This window comes from Leyella stercorea DSM 18206, assembly GCF_000235885.1.
Classification (GTDB): Bacteria; Bacteroidota; Bacteroidia; order Bacteroidales; family Bacteroidaceae; genus Prevotella; species Prevotella stercorea.
This window is the reverse complement of sequence record NZ_JH379469.1, coordinates 38,774-59,249: the sequence shown is the minus strand read 5'-3', so window position 1 is coordinate 59,249 and position 20,476 is coordinate 38,774. Positions and strand designations below refer to the sequence as shown.

Below are 20,476 nucleotides of genomic sequence, written 5' to 3'. Positions count from 1 at the left end.
TTTATATGAAGAACAGGTTATTGTCGATTTTGGTATTTGCAGCAACCCTTGTGACGCTTCCTGCTTCAGCAGGGGAGCATAAGACATCGTCAAACGGGGGGCTGGATATTCGCCTTAAGAATTATGTGCTCGCCACACGAGCCAAGAATGTCGTCTACGCCGTACAGCCATATATGGAGTCGTACAGCGTAGACGACGCTCGTCGTGTGCTTACGCTGAATGTAAGCACAGGCTTTGCCACGCAGAACTTTACGGAGAAAAGCGTGGGCTATTATTATAAACGTCTTGCTAAGGCTTTGCCAAAACCTTACAATCGCTATAGGCTATGCATCAACACGGCAGGTATGCCGATAGAGATGCTTGTGCCAGGAGCGAAGTTGCGCGACGGTAGTGCACCAGCAGGGTGGGGGCGTATCGATTACTGTGATGCACCATGGGTGATGAACGAGTCGCAACCACATTTCGTTTCGCACGGACTCTTCGACCGTCATATCGCCCTGTGGCAGTCGCACGGCATCTATTACGACCAGAAGAAGAGTCGGTGGAAGTGGCAGCGTCCGAACCTTTTCTGTACTAACGAAGACCTTTTCACACAGACTATCGTTGTGCCTTATCTCATTCCGATGCTCGAGCGGGCTGGTGCTGTGGTGTACACACCGCGTGAGCGCGACTGGCAGCGCAATGAGGTGATAGTAGACAACGATGCTGAGAAAGGATACGTTGAGGATAATGGTCGCGAGAAATGGCGTACAACTGAGGAGCGTGGTTTTGCCTTCCATCGTGGCATGTATCGCGATGGCGAGAATCCGTTTGAGCAAGGCACAGCACGCATGGTGCGCACTACACGGAAGAACAACGAGTCGTGGGCATCATATCAGCCTACCATTCCGCAGTCGGGTCGCTATGCCGTTTATGTGAGCTATCAGACCATAGCCAAGAGCGTAAGCGATGCGCAATATATAGTAGTGCATAAAGGTGAACGCACCTTGTTCCGCGTCAATCAGCAGATGGGTGGCGGTACGTGGGTGTACCTCGGAACGTTCGACTTTGATGCAGGCAATAGTGCTGCCAATCGGGTGATTGTCACCAACTCGTCGGCAGAGAAAGGCGTAGTTACTACCGATGCCGTGCGCTTTGGCGGCGGTATGGGTAACATACAGCGAGGAGGAGCAACAAGTGATATGCCTCGTTGTTTGGAAGGTGCGCGTTATAGTGCCCAGTGGTCGGGTGCTCCTTATTCGGTATATGCAGGTAAGGGTGGCTCCGACGACTATATTGATGATATCAATACGCGCTCTAATATTGTAAACTGGCTTGCCGGAGGGTCGGTATATGTGCCTACACACGAAGGCAAGAAAGTGCCTTTCGAGCTTAGTCTTGCCGTGCATAGCGACGCAGGAGCCACGCATGTGAACGACTCGATTATTGGTTCGCTTGCTATCTGCACCACCAATTTCAACGACGGACGTCTTGCTGCTGGTGTGTCGCGACAGATCTCGCACGACTTTGCCGATATGCTTCTTACAGGGGTACAGCGCGACCTTACTGCCACCTATGGCAAGTGGACACGTCGCTACCTGTGGGATCGCAACTATAGTGAGACTCGCAAGCCGGAAGTGCCGTCGGCTATCATTGAGACTCTGTCGCATCAGAACTTCGCTGATATGCGCCGCGCACTCGACCCTAACTTCCGCTTCACCCTTGCACGATCGCTTTATAAGACCATTCTGCGTTACGTCAATGGTAATCATTCGCTTGCTTGCGTTGTGCAACCACTACCAGTGAGCAACTTCCGCATAGTGCGTACTGCAGACAACCAGCTGCAGCTCTCGTGGCTGCCAGTGACCGATCGTTTAGAGCCGAGCGCAGTGCCTACTACATATAATATATACATAGCCGAGGGCAAGAACGGGTTCGACAACGGACGTAGTGTGTCAAGCACATCGTTCACGTTCACTCCGAAGCCGAATGTGGTGTATCAGTTCTGTGTTACGGCTGTAAATCGTGGTGGCGAGAGCTTCCCGTCAACAACGCTTGCTGCCTGTGTAAGTGCTCATACAGGAGCACGCGATGTGCTTGTAGTGGATGGCTTTACACGCTTCGCCGGTCCGGCAGTGGTTGACGACGGCACACGCCAAGGCTTCGATCTTGATGCAGACATGGGCGTGTCGCTTGGCATTAATGCCGGCTTTGTGGGCAGACAGATTGATTTCGACCGCACGCGTGTGGGCAGTGAAGGTCCTGGTGCTTTGGGCTATTGTGAGGACGAACTCGCAGGCAAGTTCTTCATGGGTAAGCAGCAGAACGAGTCGGTGTGTCATGTGACAGACATAGCTTTGTCTGGCGCATACAATGTAGTGTCGTCATCAGTCGAAGCGGTGGAGAACGGCTTTGTAAAACTTGAGAACTATCGTGTGGTCGATATCATGTTCGGACTGCAGAAGGACGATGGCTACTCGCTTGTGCGCTATAAGACCTTCTCAGCGTTGCTTCGCAAGGCTTTGGAGTCCTATGTGCGTGACAACGGACGAGTGTTTGTGAGTGGCGCATACGTGGCGAGCGATATGCAGCTTGATGCTGAGCGTAGCTTTATGTCCAACTTGTTCAAGGTTGGCTTCGGCGGACAGAACACCAATATAGCTACAAATCTGGTGAACGGACTCGGTATCAGCTTCGACATCATACGCCGTCCAAACGACCGCCATTATGCCGCGCAGTCGGTAGATGTAGTCAGTCCGCTTGCACCAGCGTTCTGCGCTATGCGCTACGCCGACGGCACCGATGCGGCTGTGGCTTACGACGGCATCGACCATAAGGCGTTCGTAATGGGCTTCCCCGTAGAATGTATCAATAATGTGCGCTCACGCCAGCAGGTGATGAAGGCTGTTATGACATTTCTTGCCAAGTAATTTGGCTATTTCATACAAACAATATAACTTTGCATATATATTTAAGAAAAAACTAAAACATATAATATAATGTATAGATCGAATACATGCGGAGAGCTTCGTCTCTCTGACTGCGGCAAGACCGTAACACTTGCCGGATGGGTACAGCGCGCTCGCAAGATGGGTGGTATGACATTCGTCGACCTTCGCGACCGCTATGGTATCACACAGCTTGTCTTCAACGACTCTGACGACAGCGACCTTTGCACACGTGCAGGCAAGCTGGGACGCGAATACTGCGTGCAGGTGACTGGTGTAGTAAACGAGCGTGAGAGCAAGAATGCTAATCTGCCTACTGGCGATATCGAGATTATCGCCAAGGAACTGAATATCCTCTCGGAGAGTGCTACACCTCCGTTCACTATAGAGGACAATACTGATGGTGGCGACGATATCCGTATGAAGTATCGCTACCTCGACTTGCGCCGTCCGACAGTGCGCAAGAATCTTGAGTTGCGTCACCGCATGACAATCCTTATCCGCAACTTCCTCGACTCGCAGAACTTCATCGAGGTAGAGACTCCTATCCTCATCGGTTCCACACCTGAGGGCGCACGCGACTTTGTTGTGCCTTCGCGCATGAACCCAGGACAGTTCTATGCACTTCCGCAGAGTCCGCAGACGCTAAAGCAGCTGCTCATGATTAGTGGCTTCGACCGCTACTTCCAGATTGCAAAATGTTTCCGCGACGAGGACTTGCGTGCTGACCGTCAGCCGGAGTTCACTCAAATCGACTGCGAGATGTCCTTCGTTGACCAGGATGATGTTATCAACCTCTTCGAGGATATGGCTCGCCATCTGTTCAAGGAAGTGCGTGGTGTAGAGTTGCCGGCTAAGCTGCAGCAGATGACATGGCACGAGGCTATGCGCCGTTTCGGTAGCGATAAGCCCGACTTGCGTTTCGGCATGGAGTTCGTAGAGCTCATGGACGTGCTGAAGGGCACAGGCACATTCTCTGTATTCAATGAGGCTGAGTATATTGGCGGTATCTGCGTACCTGGTTGCGCTGACTACACACGCAAGCAGCTCGATCAGATTACCGATTTCGTAAAGCGTCCGCAGGTAGGCGCAAAGGGCTTGGTTTACATCAAGTTTAACGCTGACGGCACAGTGAAGTCGTCTGTAGACAAGTTCTACACACCTGAGGTGCTCGCAAAGGTTAAGGAAACAATGGGTGCTAAGGATGGCGACCTCGTTCTCATTCTCTCTGGCGACAACGCCAACAAGACACGCGTTCAGCTCTGCACTTTGCGTCTTGAGATGGGCGACCGTCTCGGTCTGCGCGACAAGAACAAGTTCGAGTGCCTGTGGATTGTCGACTTCCCTCTCTTCGAGTGGAGCGATGAGGAGCAGCGCCTTATGGCTACTCACCATCCGTTCACAATGCCTAACCCCGACGATATCCCATTGCTCGACGAGCATCCTGAGCAGGTACGTGCCAAGGCATACGACTTTGTTTGCAACGGTATCGAGGTAGGCGGTGGTAGCCTCCGTATCCACGACAGCAAGCTTCAGGAGAAGATGTTCGGCATCCTCGGTTTCACAGAGGAGCGTGCTATGGCACAGTTCGGCTTCCTCATCAACGCCTTCAAGTACGGAGCACCTCCTCATGCAGGTCTCGCATTCGGTCTCGACCGCTTCGTTTCTATCATGGCAGGTCTTGATTCAATCCGCGATTGCATCGCATTCCCGAAAAATAATAGTGGTCGCGATGTAATGCTCGACGCTCCTTCAGCTATTGATCAGAAGCAGCTCGACGAACTTCAGCTGAAGGTAGATTTGACTGAGGAATAAGTATTTAGATATGCAAAACACGTTGATGTAAATCAATAAATGTGAAAAATATTAAGAAAAAGTCCGGGTTCCCGGACTTTTTTTTGTATAAATATGGGAAGTTTGCAAAATATTTAACTAATTTTGCAAACAAAGAAACCCATAGCGTGCTCTACGTGAGGGACTTTATTAATGTTTTTATTAGATTATGGCAGAAAAGAAAGCAACAGAAAAGAAGGTAGCTGTAAAGAAGACTGCTACTAAGACAACTGCAACAAAGACTACTACAAAGCGTTGTGCTACAAAGAAGGCTGAAGTTGTTTTGAATGTGAATGCAGAAAGCGTAGGCTTCCGCGCTGGTGATGTTTATCAGGCACTGGCTGCAGCTGAGAAGGCTTTGAGCATTCAGGAAATCGCAAAGGCTGCTAACATCAGCAGCGAAGAAGTTTACCTCGGTATTGGCTGGCTCTTCAAGGAGGGCAAGGTAAAGAACGAAGAGAACCTCATCACCTTGGCATAATCAAGGCAAAATTGCATACGAAAGGAGCTTTTACATATTATTATGTAACAGCTCCTTTTTCTATTTGTATATACAGATAAATATTGTTCATATTTATTTTAAGAAGTGATAAAAAATATTTATCTTTGCATATCTAAAACTTTTTCGATATGACTCAAGATAGAAATCACCTGGTAATCATGGCTGGTGGAGTAGGAAGTCGTTTCTGGCCTATGAGCACGGAAGACAATCCGAAACAATTTATTGATATCCTCGGAGTTGGCAGAACCCTTCTGCAGCTTACGTATGACAGATTTAAGGAAATCTGTCCGCTTGAGAATGTTTGGGTGGTCACGAATAAGAAGTATGCAGCTTTGGTGCGCGAGCAGCTTCCGGAGGTGCCAGCCGAGAACATCCTTCTTGAGCCATGTCGTCGCAATACAGCTCCTTGTATTGCTTACGTCACTTGGCGAATTAAGGCGATAAATCCTAAGGCAAATGTAGTCATTACACCGAGCGACCACTTCGTGACTGATGTGGAGGAGTTCCGTCGTGTCATCAAGTCGTGCATGAAGTTCACGGCAGAGACAGACGCTATCGTTACATTAGGCATGTCGCCAACCCGTCCAGAGACTGGGTATGGTTATATACAAGCCGATCTTTCCACCTCTTCGCCACGCAATCGTGAGATTTATCGCATAGACTCATTCCGCGAGAAACCCGATTTGGAGACTGCAAAGGAGTACATATCGCATAAGAATTACTTTTGGAATGCTGGTATCTTTGTATGGAGCGTTTCGACTATCGTTAATGCATTCCGCGTTTATAGCCCTACAATCAGCAAAATATTCGAGAGTATGCTGTCCATCTATGGAACGCCTGCAGAGCGTGAGACAATTGATCAGCGCTATCCGGAATGCGAGAATATCTCTGTCGACTATGCCATTATGGAGAAGGCAGAAGAGATTTTTGTCTGTCCAGCAAGCTTTGGATGGACTGATCTTGGCACATGGACATCGCTGATGCTTCTCAAGCATCACGATCTCTACGGCAATACTACTATAGGTGAAAATATCCAATTATACGATTCGCACAATTGTGTGGTACACACTCTAAATGAGAAGAAGGTTGTTGTTCAGGGACTCGACGGATATATCGTTGCTGAGAACGACAACTCGCTTCTTGTGTGCAAACTTTCTGAGGAGCAGCGCATACGCCAGTTCGCTGAAGAGTAGGGCATTGGGTATCAGAACATAAAAAGAGAGTGGGACAAAACAACAATTACGTTGCTTTGTCCCACTCTCTTTTTATCATCTGTTCGGGTATCAAATGCTGTTATAGACGTTATCTATTCGGCATCCAACGCTGTTCAACCGACACTTCCACACTAAAACTCGGATTGAAATTGTAGCGTAGCGTAGCTCCGATGCGGTCGCCAAAGTTGCCGAGGTCGTACATGGAGTAGGGGGATATGCCGAAGGCGTTGCGACTGAAGCGTCCCATGCCATAGCCTCCGCAGTAACCATCATACAGCCCGTATTGTAGTCGGTTAGCAATGTTGTTTGTTATAGACTTCTGTCCGTAGAGATAAGCCTCCCAATGCTCATTGAACCGATATCCAAGAACTGCTGACAGACCAGCATCGCGCCAGTTGTTACCGGCATAGTTGATGTTGTTGAAGTATCCGCCGATGGCTACCGACAGTTTGTCGGTGACAGGCATGGCGTACATCAACGCTATGTTCTCCTGAAAACCAGCACCACTGTGTGCTCCCTTGCCGAACGCAGCGAACACAGATGCACCTAACTGTACGTTCAGTCCGCGATGCAGCGCCCAACTGTTGAACCCGCAGCCCCAACCGAATGGATAGCGACTGACGGGTGATGCTGTTGTGGCACTGAGCATGGGCAGATGTAGCGAGTCGTCGTGAGTCGGTTGCAAATCGTACGACGGTTCTTCTGCTTTCTGCAGTTTGCGCAAACGTCCACCGTAGCGTGTCGGCATGATACGCTGCGGAGCCGATTCGTCGAAGCGTGCCTGACAGTTGCTCAGGGTGCTTGTTGTCGTAGCATTTACCTCTTGTGCTGTAGCCGACGTTGTGAAGACTACCGACAAGACCAATGCTACGAGTGCTCTTGCCTTTTTTGTCATAAATGGTTTTTTCTTATTCGCCGAGATACTGACCGATGAAGAATATCGCACCAGTCTGTCTTTCTGTGATGATGTAGACGAACGGACGGTTGGCGTGGAACTTCACGTGGCGTGGCTCATCGGGGTTGAGTGCCGTCATCGCAACCATTCCTGCTGTTATAGCTGCTGCCTTTGTTCCCTCTTCGCTGACCTCTATCTTCGCCTTCTGCAGCATCTTTGATATGAAGATGCTTGCGTCAGACATGTTCTTGAAGTTGGCTGCGCCTGTGAAGATAGATGGTGCACCGAGTTTTGATATGGCATCGTTGAGAACCACCTCTGTGCTTGTGGTGAATTTCGGCAGCTTCAGGTCGACAACGCACTTCTCCATATCTCTATATAGCGAGCCTATTTTCTGCGCGTCGAGTTGCTTCATCATCTCCTCAATCGACACGCCTTCCTTAGGCAGCAGTACAGTCATGTTGTATGTGCGATTGCCGTAGGGCAGGGTGACCGTCTCAAAGGTGTTGTTGCTGAGGTAGCTGAAGTTGTCCTCCTGGTGCATCATTTGTACGCGTTTGATGTCGCGTGTGTAGCCACGGAAGTTTTCTTCTTTCGTCAGCTCCTTTTCAAATGGTGTCTCCCACGTGCCTTCAAAGTAGATGGCGTTCATCAGTACCGCAACGTCAGAAGCCGAGAGCTGGTCAACAATCTTCGGAATCATGCCATTGGTCTGCTTGCTGCACCACTGGTTGATTTTGTCTACTGCCTTGCTCGATGAGAAATCAAGACTCTCTACGCCAGCATCGTACATCTTGCCGACTGTGTTCCGGAAGTCGCTTTTCAGCTGGAAGTGTTTGTCGGCAGCTATGTAGTTTGCAATGTTGATTGTTGTCTGCTTGTCGGCGGTTGCCGTACTGTTGAGCAATGCACGATACGACTCGTTAAGAGTCTGCAACGTCACATCGCCGACACCGAGCGATGCGAGTATCTCTTTCTGCGTGTCGCCGTCGGCACCATTCGCCAGCATACCCATCAGATATGATACGCTAAGCGGTGATATAACTTTGCTCTGCATGTCAATCTGAGTCTTGAACAGATTGACGGCGAACTCATTGCCCTTGTTGATAGTGGCACGCTGGTCGTTTGAGAGAATCAAGTATTTCGCATCGGTATCCATGTACGAATTGGGTTTTGTGGCGTTGTCCTCCTTTGCAATCTTGTTTGTTGAAGAGCAACTTGCCAGTGCCAGTGCTGACAAACCGGCAAGTGCTGCAGTCTTTATCTTTTTATTCATATCGTGTTTACTGTTATCCTTTTCTATTATTTACGTTATTCCTCCTCTGGGGTAATCAGCTTGTAGCCCTTACCATGGATGTTGATAATCTCAATCTGATCGTCGTCCTTGAGATGCTTGCGCAACTTGGTGATGTACACGTCCATTGAGCGTGCGTTGAAGTAGTTGTCGTCAATCCATATTGTCTTCAGGGCGAAGTCGCGCTGCAGAATTTCGTTGGCATGGCTGCAGAGCAGCGCAAGCAGTTCGTTCTCCTTTGTGGTGAGCTTAGTCTGCTTGTCGCCGATGACGAGCAACTGTTTCTGTGTGTCGAACGTGAAGCGACCGATGTGGTACACCGAGCTCTCTTTGTTCTTCTTGCCACGAACACGGCGGAGGATAGCCTCAATACGGAACACCAACTCTTCCATTGAGAACGGCTTGGTGATATAGTCGTCGGCACCGATCTTGAAGCCTTCGAGGATGTCCTCTTTCATTGTCTTCGCTGTGAGGAAGATGATAGGCACTTCGGTGTTTGCCTGACGAATCTCCTGAGCAAGGGTGAAGCCGTCCTTCTTAGGCATCATCACGTCAAGAACACAGATGTCGTATTTTGTTTTCATAAAAGCCTTGTAGCCAGCATCGCCGTCGGGGCATAAGTCGGCTGCGTAGCCCTTTGCCTGCAAGTATTCACGAAGCAGCATACCGAGGTTCTCATCGTCTTCACAAAGTAAGATTTTCAAATTGTCTTCCATAATTGTATTATTTAATTGTTTTATTCTGTTATTTATATTCTAATTGCGCACCTTGCGTGTTGAGCCGTCAGCGTAGCGCACGATGGTGATACCCTTTGCAGGAGCGTTGAGGCGTTGTCCGTCGAGCGAGTAGTAGCCGGTAACGGTGTTTGTTTCGTTGTTGCCAATCTGCTTGATGCCAGTCTCGCCCAACTCTACGCGGCATTTTGCTGCATTCTCGATAGTCGCCTTTATCTTGTCGCCATTAGTAACCTTCTTGATGATCAGTGCGCAGACGTTCAGCTTCGATTTGTCCTGGATCAGCTTGTGCTGCGATATGTTCTCGAAAGTTACTTTGTGAGTCTGCGTGGTGCCTACGGTATAAGGACGAGTCAGCGAACCCTCTACGCCATACTGCACGCCTCTGCTGTCGATTGCAACCTGGTTGAACTCCAGTCCGTATATAGTAGATTCGTTGCCTTTGAATCTGTCATATTCTGGCAATACCTGATCGTTCCATTCGCCTACACGGTTAGCCTGTCCCCAATTATCGTTCTTCAGTCCATCGGCTGTGAGCACGTATGCCACATCATATTCGGTGCCCTCTTCCACATCCAGACAAGGCAGTACATTAGCTGTTACGTTGATGTCCTTTCCGTCGTATGCAGCTTTCACGCTGATGTCGAAAGATGCAGTCTTGTCCAACTCGTATTTGAAGTTGCTTTGACCGTCATGGGTGTTCACCTTTTCGTCTCTTGCGCACATGATGAGTGGACGGTTCGTATTACTCCATGTTGAAGACAATATGCTGCTATATGCATTTGTTGCAAGAGCGTCGCCGTCGTGAATAGAAATGCCGATGAAGTCATCCGGATAGAGTCGTTCCAACGACTCCATGATGGCAATGCCACGCGGACAATACTGACACCACAATCCGGTTACGTCCTCGAACACCACACGTTTCTTGGCAGCCTGCAGCACAGTCCAACGCTCAATGTATGTATAGGTTATGCTTGTCTCATTAGGATGTCCGTCCACCTCTGTCACGTTGAAGATGACGTCGCTCTTGCCGAGTGTCTTGCCTGGCTTAATCGGAATCAACACCTGCTGCGTGTTGTCGAACGGAGTCTCGAAGTCGATGGTCTGTGGCTCGCTTGATTCCTGTGTGTCGAAGTCGTAGAGCGTGTATGTAATCTGTTTCACCGGATTTGTTCCGTAGTTGACGAGGTTTATCGGTGCGTTTACGAACTCGTCGTTCGGGCTTACTGTCACCTTGCCTGCTGTCATTGGCGCTACTTTGTATGAGTCTGCCTTTGCAGTGAGTGTCGTACCCATCAGCATAACGAGCAGTAGGGATAGAATGTGTAGTAGGTTTTTCTTCATAGCTGTGAATTTTAAGTGTTTATGTTTAAGTGATTAATCCTTTCTTGTTGATATTTTCTTTTATCATATAGCATATTAATCTTTAATTATCGGCAGTTTTATGGTGAACTTTGTTCCCTTGCCGTATTCGCTCTCGATAGAGATGTCGCCATCGTGGAGCATCACTATTTTCTTCACGTAAGCCAAACCTAATCCGAATCCTTTCACATCGTGCACGTTGCCGGTATGTACACGGTAGAACTTGTCAAACACCTTGCGGAAGTTGTCCTTCTTTATGCCCAATCCGGTGTCGCGTACGGAGAAGTAGAGGTGGTCGTTGTCGTTCCAAGTGCGTAGGTATATGTCTACCGGCTGGTCGGGCTTGCGATATTTCACAGCGTTGTCCAGGAGGTTGTTGAGCACGTTCTGGAAGTGCACCTCGTCGACATACAATGTCGAGTCGATGGCCTCAATCTCTGTGTAGATTTTTCCGCCGGTGTGCTCCACGCGCAGCGAGAATGAGTTGGAGATGTTCTCCACCATCTCGTTCAGGTCGAGCTTCTTCTTCTTGAACACCGCCTTCTTGCGGTCGAACATCGACATCTGCAGCACCTTCTCTACAAGGAAGCGCAGTCGTTTCGACTCGTCGAAGATCACCTGTCCCAAGTGCTTCGTCATAGCCGGACTCTTCGTTACCGACTCGTCGTTCATCATCTGTGCAGCGAGCGAGATGCTGGCTATAGGTGTCTTCAGTTCGTGGGTCATATTGTTGATGAAGTCGTTCTTTATCTCGGTGTAGCGTTTCTGTCTGAAAATCACTACTATAGTGAAGATAAACGTCACGAGCAATACGAGCGTGAAGGCTACCGACGGTATCATAAATCTTACTGACGAGAAGATGTACGAACCCATGTCGGGGAAGTGGATGCGCACTACGCCCATCTTCGACTGTGGGTCGTTGCGGAACAGCACCTGCGAATAGGTGAACTCTTCGCCCTCTTCTGTGTAGTCTGGACAACGATACACCTCGCGTCCGTCTTGTGTGCTGACGGTGAAGTGATATGGTATGTTCACTCCGTTGTTCATCAGCTCGGCTTTGAGGTCTTGGTCGAGCAGCTTGAAATTGATGCGCTCCTTAAGCGGACGTTCCGAGGCGGAGTAGAGTATTGAGTAGACCACCTCGTCGAGCAACGCCTTCTGATAGATATAGCGGTTCTTCACAATCTCTTGCAGCGACTTTGAGGCTTCGCTGAGCGAGTTTTTGTCCGTGCTCAGAATCATTCCCTTCGGCATCTGCGATGGCTTTATCGTGATGGTCTTCAGCTCGAACGATGAATATACCGTGCCGTCCTTTCCTGCAACGCTATACTGGTGCGACTGCTGTATGCTTCCGTCCAACTGTCCTGAGCGTGTGCCGATGGAGTCTTTGCGGAAAGCGCGTCGTTCTGTCTCGTTCACGTCTTTCTCAAGATAGCGCAGAGTCTCGTTGAGTTCCAGGTTGCGTGATGCCTGATACAAGGCGCGGTTGACCGACTCGTCAAACTGCTCCTTCTTCATGTCCACCATCGCTTGGATGTATTTCAGCTGAAGGAATAGCAAACCAAGGAAAGAAAATCCCATAATGATTGCTATTGTCCATATCGTTTTCTTCTTCATAATTTAAAATCTTACATCTGCAAAGATAGAAATCTTAGTTGATACTAAAGTTGAAATAGTTAATAAAAAACGAAAGATTCGCAATTATTAACCAAATTAAGCGGTTATAATTGCGAATCTTTAATTATACACATTGTATATGTCTGCTTACTGTCTTGAACTGATAAAGCCTTCGAGGTTTTCGTATTTGCGCTTCATCAGTCGGTTGTAGACATTGCGCAGCCACAGTCGGTGGGTAGCAATGAAGCCTAATCCGATGAGTAGCATTGTAACGTAAGCGACGTTCTCTGAGAATATTGACTGTAGTACATTAACAAGAATGTTTGGCACGATGAACACGATAGCCACTAATACTAATTGTATGTAGTTGGTCTTCAGACCTGCCTTGTCAGTCATCTTAGTGTTCAGCGGAACTGTTATCTTGTTATATACAGCCGTCTGGAAGGCTATGAAGTACTGGAAACCCATTGTGAATATCAAGTAGCTCACGAGCATCAGCAGCGACCATTTGCCGCTTATCACTGCAGGCAGCATAAGCAGGAACGGCGCAATCAGTAGCAGCGAGTAGAACACATACTTTGCCTTGAGTAGCGAGAGAATGTTCTCGCGGTGTGTCAGCAGACAGTCGATGTAGTTGCCCTCGTAGCTCATCAGTCCGAGCAGGTTCATTGTGCCGAATATCATAAACGCATACAGTCCCCAAAAGTTTGTCATGCCGCTTGAGTCGTACACGTCCGACAAAACAATAAACGCGCAGATCATAGCCATAGTGAAGAAGCCCGACCTCAAGGCTTTCTTCGGAGTGGCGTTCCTAAGCAGCAGCTTTATCTCGAGTTGCATGAAGAGTCCAATCTCGCCATACTTCTCGAAGAAGGCAAACTTATTGACCTTCTTCACACTCTTCTTCACCTCCGTGCGCATCAACTCGCGCTCTATACTTACGTATTGCAGTCGGCGGTTGACAGCAGTAATGCCTACAAGCACCACGATTGCAATAAAGATTGGTAGCACGTTGTGTTTGTCGAGCATAGTGCCGACGGTGGAGTAGAGGTTGCAGAACTGATTCCAGCCTGCATTGCTGCCAACGTACAGCGGCATTGCTTCTATACCATATATAATAATAGGTAGTATCCACCATATTACCGAGCGGTTGATGAGCGTGCGTGCTATCGCGTACCACTGACTGTTGATGAGGATGAGCACCATGCAGAGCAGCATTGTCAGCGTAGCTGTTGCCATGCCATAGCTGAACACTATCGACATCAATGCGTAGGGCAGGAAGAATGCAAACCAGACAAAGTTGCTTTTGCTGATGAGCGAGCTGTATATGAAGGCGTCGATGCATGTGTATCGTGGCAATGGTAGTAGTATGTAGGGCTTGATAATGTGTGCAGGTGTCTGCTGCATCGTAAACCTCATGTTGAAGTCGACAAGTAGCAGAAACGGTATGCCTATGCACAGATTTTCGGTTGCCGTTGCAGTGATGTCGCTATTTACAATGAGTGATAAGCCAACCGCCAGTCCCATAAGGTAGATGACGATAATGAGGATAGAGAATAAAATGAAAAACTTGGCAAACTTGTTTTCCGTTGCGCTCAGACTGCGGTCGTCGGCAAGCTTACGATGCCGCAACAGCAGTCTGATAAGTTCAAATTTAGGGATGGTGCATTTCATGTTGTATTTGTCTGAAGCCAAGTCGTCGACCTTAAAATCTTATCTAAGGTCGATAACTTCAGCTGTGGGATAATCCTTTGAGTTGAATGTGAAGATTGCGTTAGAGAGGCTCTTCGGCGAGAAGTTGCTCACAGTGATGGTACTCCACTTTCCCTTGTGCTTCATCTTTACCTTTGATGGCACACCCGTCTTACGGTTGATGGTGATGTACATCTCCGCGATGCTTTTGTTTTTGTTCTGTGCCACGAGATGCACCTCGTCGTTTGCGCCAGAGGTTGTAGCCGACATCTTGTAGCCTGTCTTGTACATTGTGATGAACGAGTAGGGGTTCATCATCTGCTGCTGAGCCTGTGTAGGCGTACTTACGTTTACCTCGTTGTTCTTCTTCATGTACGTCCACTGCGTCTTGCCGTTGTACCATACTGTCATTTGCGATGTGCGAGCGTTGAACTTGTTGCCCTTAATGGCTATGGTGCCCGACACGGTTCCGGTTGAAGCATTGTTCATTGTGAACGAAGCACTTGCTCCGCCCGATCTGCCTATTACTTTTGCCGTGCGGTCCAGTATCTTTCGTGCTGCGGCATCGTTCTTCTGTGCTGCGCCTGTGCTTACACCAAACCAAGCCATGCACATTGTAATGATAATTCCTAAAAACAAACGTTTCATAATTCTACTATGTGTTTTGTTATTTATATCCAGTTTCTTATTAACCTCTCAGTTGGTTCATGATAGCTGTCAGCTGGCCCTCGTCAGCGATGAGCACATCGCGCGGCTTACTGCCGTGTGCTGCGCCCACGATGCCTGCCTTCTCGAGCTGGTCCATGAGTCGTCCGGCACGGTTGTAGCCGATAGAGAAGCGACGCTGAATCATACTCGTACTGCCTTGCTGACTGACGATAACGGAGCGTGCTGCCTCCTCGAAGAATGGGTCGAGACTGCCCATGTCTGCACCGCCCGTGTTGCCACCGCCTTCCGAGTCGTCGCCCTTCGGTTCTGGCAGCTCCATAGGATGTGTCGGACCCGACTGATGTTCGATGAATTCGTTAATCTCGCCAATCTCTTTCGTGCTGATGAATGCACACTGCACACGTGTCGGCTCGTTGCCGTTGAGGTAGAGCATATCGCCCATACCGATGAGCTGGTTAGCACCCGGACGGTCGAGGATGATGCGCGAGTCCATCATCGAGCTCACCTTGAAGGCGATACGTCCAGGGAAGTTCGCCTTGATATTACCAGTGATGATTGATGTGGTAGGACGCTGTGTGGCAATAATCATATGTATGCCGACAGCACGTGCCAACTGAGCGATACGTGCGATTGGCATTTCCACCTCCTTGCCGGCTGTCATGATAAGGTCGCCGAACTCGTCGATGATAACCACTATGTACGGCATGAACTCATGGCCGTGTTCCGGGTTTAGACGGCGATGCAGGAACTTGTCGTTGTATTCCTTCAAGTTGCGTGCGCCTGCTAATTTCAGCAAGTCGTAGCGGTGGTCCATAAGCGTACACAGACTCTTCAGCGTGCGTACTACCTTTGTCACATCGGTGATGATTGGCTCGTCGTCGTCGTCCACCTGTGCCATGAAGTGGTCAGCGATAGGCGAGTAGACACTGAACTCCACCTTCTTCGGGTCGATGAGCACGAGCTTCAGTTCGTTAGGGTGCTTCTTGTAGAGCAGCGAAGTGATGATCACGTTCAGACCTACCGACTTACCCTGACCCGTAGCACCGGCTACGAGCAGATGTGGAATCTTCGTAAGGTCTGCCATGAACACCTCGTTGGTGATGGTCTTTCCGAGCACGATAGGCAAGTCGTACTTCGTCTCCTGAAACTTCTTCGAGTTCAGAATACTCTCCATCGATACATTATGGCGCTTTTTGTTCGGCACCTCAATACCGATAGTGCCCTTGCCTGGGATTGGTGCAATGATACGCACGCCGAGAGCCGAAAGGCGTAGCGCGATGTCGTCTTCGAGATTGCGTATCTTTGTGATGCGAATGCCCTCTGCCGGAGTGATCTCGTAGAGCGTGATAGTCGGACCAACTGTAGCTTTTATCTCGCGTATCTCGATGCCGAAACTCTTGAGCACCTTGATAATCTCTTCGTTATACGCCTTGATTTCATCCATATCGATGTATGGCTTGCCGTCGTTCTCGTCTTTGGTGAGCAGACTAAGTGTCGGGTACTTGTATCGTGTGAATGGTTCAAGCGGATTAATCGGCGTATTGATAGCCTCGTCGGTGAGTTGTTCGCCCTTCGCTTTTTCGTCTTTACCTACCTCTACGGTCAGTTTTTCGCCATCCGTTTTGATGGGGGTAGGGGTGGGAGTAGCGGTTATTATCGGTTCGGCTGTAGCCTTGTTCGGTTTCTTTGCTCCGAGGTTAGAGAATTCGGTGAGGTCTATAACCGGTGTTGGTTCGCTCTCTTTTCCCGTTTCTTTAGCAGAGTTTGTTGTCTTGTCATCTTCCGTGCTTAACTTGGTGTGCCCATCCTCAATGCCCGTTGTGTCGCTGTCGGTGTTCGACAGTTTGTCCGTAACAATCTCCGAAGCCTTACCCGTGAAGCTCTTTATGGGATTGAACATACGGCGCACCCATGTGATGGTCTGCTTGCTGACGAATGTGAGCAACGCTATCGCCGTGAAGAATAAGACAGCAGTTAGTCCCGGAGGTCCAATCACATTTTCGGTGAAGTCGACGCAGACTGATCCGTGGTAGCCACCAGGGTTGAAAATAGCCTCTGGCATGAGTGGTGCAAGCACCTTGGCAAGGAACACCGACAGCCATATCATGGCTATGCCCATTCCGAAGAACCACTTCCAAATGTTCAGCGTGTATATCTGCATCATCTTGATGCCCGAAATGAGCAGGAAGCAGGGTACGAAGAATGCTGCATATCCGAAGTTCTTTGTTACGAGGATATATGACAGAATGGCCCCCATTGAGCCACAATAGTTCTTAAACACCTTGCCTTGATTGAGCCATTCGCCAGGGCGTGTGTGTTCGAGCAGGCTTTGGTCTTCAGCTCCCGTATTTATGTAAGAGAACAATGCCACGAAGGTATAGACAGCGAACAGTGCTATTACCATGCCCAACAGGAAGTCGGTACGCTCACTTTTGAGAATACTTTGCAGTCCTATTGCTTCTTTAAAATTAGAGGCTTTGCGCTCCGTCTTTTTCTTTGCCATATATTTTGTTTGAAATTGTGTTCATATATTAGGAGGTATGGGCATCCTGCCCATACCACGTTGCCCACGCAGTAGGAGGTATGGGCATCTTGCCCATACCACGCACCCACGCAGTAGGAGTTATGGGCATCCTGCCTAAATTGTTTACAAAATTAGTGGAAAAAAGTTGGAAACGACCATAAATTCGCAACTTTTTTCTAATTTTGCAAAATCTTTCCACATCAAGATGAAAACAATATACAATAAATTTGATAAAAGCATTATAAATTCTCTGCCATTGGTCGATTTTCAGGGTCGGATAACAGTGGTACTCAACGAGTCAGAAGCTGACCGCGCTGTCGACTATCTTCTCACGTGCGACGTGTTGGGGGTCGACACCGAGACGCGCCCTGCATTCCGCCGTGGGCAGAACCATAAGGTTGCGCTATTGCAAGTTGCCACCCACGACCAATGCTTTCTGTTCCGTCTCAACCACATCGGTTTGCCCGATTCGCTCGTGCGCTTGCTCAGCAACAAACTCGTGCCGATGATTGGTCTTTCGTGGCACGACGACCTGCTCTCGCTCCATCGTCGTCGCGAGTTCGAACCGGGTTGGTTCATCGACATCCAGGACATCATCGGCAATATCGGTGTCGAGGATAAAAGTCTGCAAAAACTCTACGCCAACCTCTTCGGCGAGAAAATCAGCAAACGACAGCGCCTCACCAACTGGGAGGCGGACGTGCTTACCGACAAGCAGAAGGAGTATGCCGCTATCGATGCATGGGCGTGCATAAAGCTCTACAACGAGATAATGCAACTGATGGCTACCCACGACTACGAATTGAAGATAGTCGAAGAAGAATAAAACTACGCACCCCACCAGGGGGTGCAGTGGTCTCCACTGCACCAACCAAATAGATATTAATAGATGGTATGGGCAGGATGCTCATACCTCCTAAGTATTAGAATATGTACAAAACACTATATTTAAAGAAAGGTAAGGAGGAAAGTCTCAAACGTTTCCATCCTTGGATATTCTCCGGTGCCGTAGCCCAGATTGAAGAAGGCGTAGCCGAAGGCGAAATCGTGCGCGTATTCACCTCGCAAGGCGACTTCATCGCTGTCGGCATGTATCAGATCGGTTCTATCGCAGTGCGCGTGTTGTCTTTCCGCGATGTCGAGATAGACGGCGAGTTCTGGTTCTCGCGCCTGCGGTCGGCTTGGCAGATGCGCCAGGCTATCGGACTCATCGGCCGTGAGAACAACAACACGTTCCGCCTTGTGCACGGCGAGGGCGACAACCTCCCCGGTCTCGTCATCGACTGCTATGGCGACACCGCAGTCATGCAGGCACACAGCGTTGGTATGCACCTCGTTCGCCATGAGATATGCGAGGCTCTTGTGAGAGCTTCCGAAGGCGAGATAAAGAACGTCTACTACAAGAGCGAGACAACGCTCCCGTTTAAGGCAGACGTAGAGCACGAGAACGGCTTCATCTACGGCTCAATGGGCAGCGACGTGGCTATGGAGAACGGCTTGAACTTCCACATCGACTGGCTGAAAGGACAGAAGACCGGCTTCTTCGTCGACCAGCGCGAGAACCGCCACCTCCTCGAGACTTACTCGAAGGGTCGCTCCGTCCTCAACATGTTCTGCTACACCGGCGGCTTCTCCGTTTACGCCATGCGTGGCGGAGCAAAACTCGTCCACTCCGTCGACAGCAGTGCAAAAGCCATCGAGCTCACCAACAGAAACATCGCCCTCAACTTCCCCGGCGACGAGCGTCACGCAGCCTTCTGCGAGGACGCCTTCAAGTTCCTCGATGCCAACGACAAGACCTATGATCTTATCGTGCTCGACCCTCCCGCATTCGCCAAGCATCGCGCAGCCTTGCGCAACGCCCTCAAAGGCTACACACGCCTCAACGTCAAAGGATTACAGCGCATCAAGCCCGGTGGCATCCTCTTCACCTTCAGCTGCTCGCAGATAGTCACAAAGGAAAACTTCCGCAACGCTGTCTTCACAGCTGCAGTGCAGGCCAACCGCAAGGTGCGCATCTTGCATCAAATCCACCAGCCTGCCGATCACCCGATTAACATCTACCACCCAGAGGGCGAATACCTCAAGGGATTAGTCCTTTACGTCGAATAACAGTAGGAGGGTATGGCATCCTTGCCATACCCAAGCACCCCACAGGGGGCACTTGTAGGGGGTGCACTTGTCTCAAGTGCACCAACCAAGTAATCGTGCACCAACCAAGCAAGAACTGCACCAACCAATAAGTGTACAAACCAACCTCTGTTGGTGCACTTGAGACAAGTGCACCCCCTAAGGAACCGCACCCCACTTAGGAGGTATGGGCATCCCTGCCCATACCACGCACCCAAGTTGTTTACAAAAGTGGTATGGGCATCCCATACCCATACCTCCTACCCACACAACAAATGGAAAAAAACTCTCCAACAATCAGCACATTCGTCAACCAAGTACGACACTTCGCCCACCACCACCAACTATTCACCCCCCGTGGCAAGTACATCATCGCCCTTTCCGGCGGTGCCGACAGCGTGTCGTTGCTCCTCGTGCTGAAACACTTAGAGTCCGAGTTAGGCATAAGCCTCGAAGCCGCCCACTGCAACTTCCATCTGCGTGGCGACGAGTCCCTGCGCGACGAGGAGTTCTGTAAGCAGCTATGCCGTCGCCTCCACGTACCCCTCCACCTCGTCCACTTCGACACGCACGCCTATGCCGATCTGCATCATGTCAGCATCGAGATGGCAGCACGCGACCTGCGCTACACCTATTTCGAGCAGCTCCGCCGCGACATCCGAGCGCAGGACATCTGCGTCGCCCACCATCGCGACGACAGCGTCGAGACCCTCCTCCTCAACCTCGTACGCGGCACAGGCCTGCGCGGACTGCGAGGCATACAACCGCGCAACGCCCACATCATCCGCCCCCTCCTTTCCCATAGTCGCCAGCAGATAGAGCAGTACCTCGATGCCCTCGGCGAGAGTTACGTCACCGATTCAACCAACCTCCATAACGACGTAAAACGCAATAAGATACGCCTGAACGTTATACCATTACTGCGTGAGCTAAATCCGAGTGTGAGCCAATCCATCTTCGAGACATCACTGCGCGTCACTGAAGCCCTGAAGGTCTTCGACGAAGCTATACAGCGCAGCATAGCCGACGTCACGACCCCTCCAAGTGGGGACACTTGTAGGGGGTGCACTTGTCTCAAGTGCA

General features: G+C 49.8%; 15 protein-coding genes. 7 read left to right on the top strand and 8 right to left on the bottom strand.

Annotation, left to right across the window (positions count from 1 at the left end; genetic code table 11):
- Nucleotides 1-5: 5 nt before the first annotated feature.
- The 4 genes from HMPREF0673_RS11915 (at nt 6) to HMPREF0673_RS11900 (ending at nt 6,455) form a co-directional block, all read left to right on the top strand.
- Nucleotides 6-2,909 (top strand): golvesin C-terminal-like domain-containing protein, encoded by a 2,904-nt coding sequence (locus HMPREF0673_RS11915; RefSeq protein ID WP_007902841.1) that lies wholly within the window; start codon nt 6-8, stop codon nt 2,907-2,909.
- 69 nt (nt 2,910-2,978) lie between these two features.
- On the top strand, nt 2,979-4,742 hold the full coding sequence (gene aspS, locus HMPREF0673_RS11910; RefSeq protein WP_040596958.1) for an aspartate--tRNA ligase: 1,764 nt from the start codon (nt 2,979-2,981) through the stop codon (nt 4,740-4,742).
- 187 nt (nt 4,743-4,929) lie between these two features.
- Nucleotides 4,930-5,241, top strand: a complete 312-nt coding sequence (locus HMPREF0673_RS11905; protein ID WP_007902838.1) for a winged helix-turn-helix domain-containing protein — start codon at nt 4,930-4,932, stop codon at nt 5,239-5,241.
- Nucleotides 5,242-5,390: 149 nt separating this feature from the next.
- The gene (locus HMPREF0673_RS11900) at nt 5,391-6,455 is read left to right on the top strand and encodes a mannose-1-phosphate guanylyltransferase (protein ID WP_007902835.1); all 1,065 of its coding nucleotides are present in this window, start codon (nt 5,391-5,393) and stop codon (nt 6,453-6,455) included.
- 109 nt (nt 6,456-6,564) lie between these two features.
- On the opposite strand, the gene HMPREF0673_RS11895 is transcribed toward HMPREF0673_RS11900, so the two are convergent.
- The 8 genes from HMPREF0673_RS11895 to HMPREF0673_RS11860 all read right to left on the bottom strand — a co-directional run bounded on the left by HMPREF0673_RS11895 (nt 6,565) and on the right by HMPREF0673_RS11860 (nt 17,242).
- Nucleotides 6,565-7,371, bottom strand: coding sequence for a hypothetical protein (locus tag HMPREF0673_RS11895; RefSeq protein WP_007902832.1), 807 nt, complete (start codon nt 7,369-7,371; stop codon nt 6,565-6,567).
- 13 nt (nt 7,372-7,384) lie between these two features.
- The gene (locus HMPREF0673_RS11890) at nt 7,385-8,647 is read right to left on the bottom strand and encodes a serpin family protein (RefSeq protein ID WP_007902831.1); all 1,263 of its coding nucleotides are present in this window, start codon (nt 8,645-8,647) and stop codon (nt 7,385-7,387) included.
- Nucleotides 8,648-8,682: 35 nt separating this feature from the next.
- Nucleotides 8,683-9,381, bottom strand: a complete 699-nt coding sequence (rprY, locus tag HMPREF0673_RS11885) for a response regulator transcription factor RprY (protein WP_007902828.1) — start codon at nt 9,379-9,381, stop codon at nt 8,683-8,685.
- A gap of 39 nt (nt 9,382-9,420) precedes the next feature.
- The gene (locus tag HMPREF0673_RS11880; RefSeq protein ID WP_007902826.1) at nt 9,421-10,743 is read right to left on the bottom strand and encodes a thioredoxin family protein; all 1,323 of its coding nucleotides are present in this window, start codon (nt 10,741-10,743) and stop codon (nt 9,421-9,423) included.
- Between the two features lie 75 nt (nt 10,744-10,818).
- The gene (locus HMPREF0673_RS11875; RefSeq protein ID WP_007902823.1) at nt 10,819-12,378 is read right to left on the bottom strand and encodes a sensor histidine kinase; all 1,560 of its coding nucleotides are present in this window, start codon (nt 12,376-12,378) and stop codon (nt 10,819-10,821) included.
- A 147-nt stretch (nt 12,379-12,525) separates the two neighbouring features.
- Entirely contained in the window at nt 12,526-14,052 is a 1,527-nt protein-coding gene (locus HMPREF0673_RS11870; RefSeq protein WP_007902818.1) for a DUF5687 family protein, read from the bottom strand.
- Nucleotides 14,053-14,091: 39 nt separating this feature from the next.
- Entirely contained in the window at nt 14,092-14,718 is a 627-nt protein-coding gene (locus HMPREF0673_RS11865; protein ID WP_007902816.1) for a LolA-like putative outer membrane lipoprotein chaperone, read from the bottom strand.
- A gap of 40 nt (nt 14,719-14,758) precedes the next feature.
- On the bottom strand, nt 14,759-17,242 hold the full coding sequence (locus HMPREF0673_RS11860) for an FtsK/SpoIIIE family DNA translocase (protein ID WP_007902814.1): 2,484 nt from the start codon (nt 17,240-17,242) through the stop codon (nt 14,759-14,761).
- A gap of 226 nt (nt 17,243-17,468) precedes the next feature.
- Here HMPREF0673_RS11860 and HMPREF0673_RS11855 point away from each other — a divergent pair, with 226 nt between their 5' ends.
- From HMPREF0673_RS11855 to tilS, 3 genes are all read left to right on the top strand, one after another.
- Nucleotides 17,469-18,089: a 3'-5' exonuclease gene (locus tag HMPREF0673_RS11855; RefSeq protein ID WP_007902813.1), complete on the top strand. Its 621-nt coding sequence runs from the start codon at nt 17,469-17,471 to the stop codon at nt 18,087-18,089.
- A gap of 104 nt (nt 18,090-18,193) precedes the next feature.
- Nucleotides 18,194-19,375 carry a class I SAM-dependent rRNA methyltransferase gene (locus HMPREF0673_RS11850; protein ID WP_007902812.1) on the top strand — a complete coding sequence of 394 codons (1,182 nt, stop codon included), beginning with the start codon at nt 18,194-18,196 and terminating at the stop codon, nt 19,373-19,375.
- Between the two features lie 293 nt (nt 19,376-19,668).
- The coding region (gene tilS, locus HMPREF0673_RS14395) for a tRNA lysidine(34) synthetase TilS (RefSeq protein WP_157591713.1) at nt 19,669-20,476 on the top strand (808 nt) is incomplete at its 3' end.

Coding starts and splice junctions, on each gene's coding strand:
- HMPREF0673_RS11915 (WP_007902841.1), top strand. CDS start 6: ATGAAGAACAGGTTATTGTCGATTTTGGTATTTGCAGCAACCCTTGTG.
- aspS (WP_040596958.1), top strand. CDS start 2,979: ATGTATAGATCGAATACATGCGGAGAGCTTCGTCTCTCTGACTGCGGC.
- HMPREF0673_RS11905 (WP_007902838.1), top strand. CDS start 4,930: ATGGCAGAAAAGAAAGCAACAGAAAAGAAGGTAGCTGTAAAGAAGACT.
- HMPREF0673_RS11900 (WP_007902835.1), top strand. CDS start 5,391: ATGACTCAAGATAGAAATCACCTGGTAATCATGGCTGGTGGAGTAGGA.
- HMPREF0673_RS11895 (WP_007902832.1), bottom strand. CDS start 7,371: ATGACAAAAAAGGCAAGAGCACTCGTAGCATTGGTCTTGTCGGTAGTC.
- HMPREF0673_RS11890 (WP_007902831.1), bottom strand. CDS start 8,647: ATGAATAAAAAGATAAAGACTGCAGCACTTGCCGGTTTGTCAGCACTG.
- rprY (WP_007902828.1), bottom strand. CDS start 9,381: ATGGAAGACAATTTGAAAATCTTACTTTGTGAAGACGATGAGAACCTC.
- HMPREF0673_RS11880 (WP_007902826.1), bottom strand. CDS start 10,743: ATGAAGAAAAACCTACTACACATTCTATCCCTACTGCTCGTTATGCTG.
- HMPREF0673_RS11875 (WP_007902823.1), bottom strand. CDS start 12,378: ATGAAGAAGAAAACGATATGGACAATAGCAATCATTATGGGATTTTCT.
- HMPREF0673_RS11870 (WP_007902818.1), bottom strand. CDS start 14,052: ATGAAATGCACCATCCCTAAATTTGAACTTATCAGACTGCTGTTGCGG.
- HMPREF0673_RS11865 (WP_007902816.1), bottom strand. CDS start 14,718: ATGAAACGTTTGTTTTTAGGAATTATCATTACAATGTGCATGGCTTGG.
- HMPREF0673_RS11860 (WP_007902814.1), bottom strand. CDS start 17,242: ATGGCAAAGAAAAAGACGGAGCGCAAAGCCTCTAATTTTAAAGAAGCA.
- HMPREF0673_RS11855 (WP_007902813.1), top strand. CDS start 17,469: ATGAAAACAATATACAATAAATTTGATAAAAGCATTATAAATTCTCTG.
- HMPREF0673_RS11850 (WP_007902812.1), top strand. CDS start 18,194: ATGTACAAAACACTATATTTAAAGAAAGGTAAGGAGGAAAGTCTCAAA.